1 protein-coding gene and 2 pseudogenes are annotated in these 2,528 nt (G+C 40.4%); 2 read left to right on the forward strand and 1 reads right to left on the reverse strand.

Features of this window, described 5'->3' with window-relative positions:
• Positions 1-916, reverse strand: a pseudogene (locus OKB77_RS23780) (hypothetical protein); the annotation flags it as partial.
• A 449-nt stretch (positions 917-1,365) separates the two neighbouring features.
• On the opposite strand from OKB77_RS23780, the gene OKB77_RS23785 reads away from it, so the two are divergent.
• Together OKB77_RS23785 and OKB77_RS23790 are read left to right on the forward strand one after the other, a co-directional pair.
• On the forward strand, positions 1,366-1,569 hold the full coding sequence (locus OKB77_RS23785) for a helix-turn-helix transcriptional regulator (protein ID WP_034165687.1): 204 nt from the start codon (positions 1,366-1,368) through the stop codon (positions 1,567-1,569).
• Positions 1,570-1,956: 387 nt separating this feature from the next.
• Positions 1,957-2,528, forward strand: a pseudogene (locus OKB77_RS23790) (YagK/YfjJ domain-containing protein); the annotation flags it as partial.

The following is a 2,528-nucleotide window of genomic DNA, read 5'->3' on the forward strand; positions in this document are numbered from 1 at the left end:
GTGTAGCTACATTACTAGACTCGATATGGATGTCATCATCTTCAGCATACATATTCTCTATCTCTGGTTTGAAACCCAAACTAAATCTGACCACATAATGAGCTTTTCCTTCCTCTTTTTCTTTTACGTAGCCAAAGATGGATTTAATATTTTGCTCAACATTAAACACTCTCACCCTTACACTTTCTTTATAGCTGTTCGAGTCAAAGACAACGTTAAGAAAGCTTACCAACCCACCAATAACATCATCTGAGTAATATTCATTGAAATCAATATCACCATCAATTGACAGTCTATGAAACTTTATAGCTTTAATAAAGTATGGCACTGCAGGATGCACATTGAAACGCCTCCCAAAGTCTTCATCTGAAATAAATGCATTAATATTTGACAAAATTAGCTTTCTAAGTATCTTTCTAATCTCTTTCTTCTGTGCCGCACTATACACAGGCAATAAATCCTTTTGACTTACCATTCTATCTTTTATTAATTCGAATGCCTTGCTAACACTCTGCTCATCTTCCAAATTACTTATTTCAAAAATCCGCCGACCAATCATAGGTAAATGGTAGTAACTGTATTTTCGAATAGTCCCAATATATCTAAGCAACATAAAAATTCGTTCAAAGAAATCAGCGTCACCCGAAACAATCCGACTTCTTTTCAGGTAATGGCGCCGATTCACCCCAAAAGATTTTATAAAATGAAGTCTATAGTCATCAATTTCAGATATTTTGAGCATAAGACCTCTACTTATCGTAGCTGCAATATGGGCATAAGTTCTATTTCTTTGAGCTGCTTTCAGTAGGGAATCGCTATACTCATAAATTGAAAACTTTTTAATTATTTCTTCTGTTTCTCCCTTATCTACCTTCCTCCTTTCTTCTTTTGCTATCACATCAATTTCGTCAGTCATGAGTATTCTCCTTTTACGTCACTAGCTATGATGATGAATTACTTGTCTATCAAATAACCATAACTCCGGCTGAATATCACGATAAAAATGCAAAGAAGTAAAATGGCGGACTTCTAGATGTCCGATTCGCACACTTAGCTACAAATCATGGTACATAACCATGATCACACTTAACATGGGAAGTGACTTTGCATGGCAAAGCGAAGCTCATCTGAATTTTCACTCATTCTCCATGGGCTATGTGCATGCTCCTACCTATGGCTACCACTCCGGCTATCGCTACCTATGTGCACCGAGAGGGTGACCATTCCAAACCATAGAAAGTTACCAATATGAAGGCACATACTTGTATTTGGCATCATGACCACTCAGCTCGCTGAACTACCATCTTTTTTTTCACTGGCCCGCTCTTCTGATGAAACAACCCACTACATCATCAGGAGTACACCATGAACAACACCATCAAAGTCCTGCGCATCAAAGACCTCATCAACAAGATTGGCATGTCTAGGTCTACTATCTATGACTGGCTTAATCCCAAGTCCCCTCGTTATGACGAGACATTCCCCAAACCCTTCAAGATAGGTCAGTCCTCTATTGGTTGGTTTGAACACGATGTTGATAGCTGGCTTATTCATCGCAGCCAGTCTTGAATACATTTTTTCCATCCCTAGTGAGCTCCATAACTTCCAGTGTTATAAATCATGCCTTGATAGGCTCATGGGTTAGGGAAATAGCCATGCCTTCTTATATATGTTTTTGGCGTTTTCGTAGGTAAGGCATGCGTATCACGTTTAGGTATATTTATTATTTGATATCACTACCATTCATTAAACATTACTTCTATTCAATACTATTCCTACGCTATGTACAGCCACCCATATACAACCAATAACCACTATCGCGTACCATTACACCACTCCCATGTGGTGGTCATGCTACCACCAGCATAGTTAGCCAATACCACTCCACCAATCGCCCCTATATACGCGTGTGTCTATAACACAGCGTAGGGTTACTCCTGCCTAAACGAGGCCTTCATGTTTAACTCAGTCAGACTATTAGATATCCTAACCTTAACAGACCGACTCCAAAATACAGCGCTTCCTATTGTCAGGGCTGTTTATTCAGCCCCAGGTAAGTCACGCATTACTTGCATTGGTCGTAGGCTATCAACCAAACTCTTTAATGCGTTGGATACCGTATGTGATTATTTTTATTGTCATGAGGAGGTATCGTCAGCGCATCCAACGGTAGCGCTATTCCTAACGCATATGCGAGAGGTTTATGGATTGCACCTCATCCATGAGAGATCTCTCGATAGTGATGTCGGTGACGAATTAGCCAGGGATATTAATAACGCGCTGTATGCGTTTCTAAGAGAGTTCAAGAGTAAGGCGCACCGTAAGCGCCTCAATAACCTCAAACGCGCTAAGAACCGCAATCAGCTCAGTATAGCGACGTATGTTAATAGCCTATTCGACCAGCATGCCAAGCTATTAGTCATCCGATTGGATATCGGCTATCACGAAGACTACTACGACCAGCTCACGTTAGACCTCGTGACGGAAGATCGGAATTGTTACCTTCGTCGAGTACAGAACAAATATCC

Source organism: Aeromonas sp. Y318-3 (assembly GCF_027706185.1).
Classification (GTDB): domain Bacteria; phylum Pseudomonadota; class Gammaproteobacteria; order Enterobacterales; family Aeromonadaceae; genus Aeromonas; species Aeromonas veronii.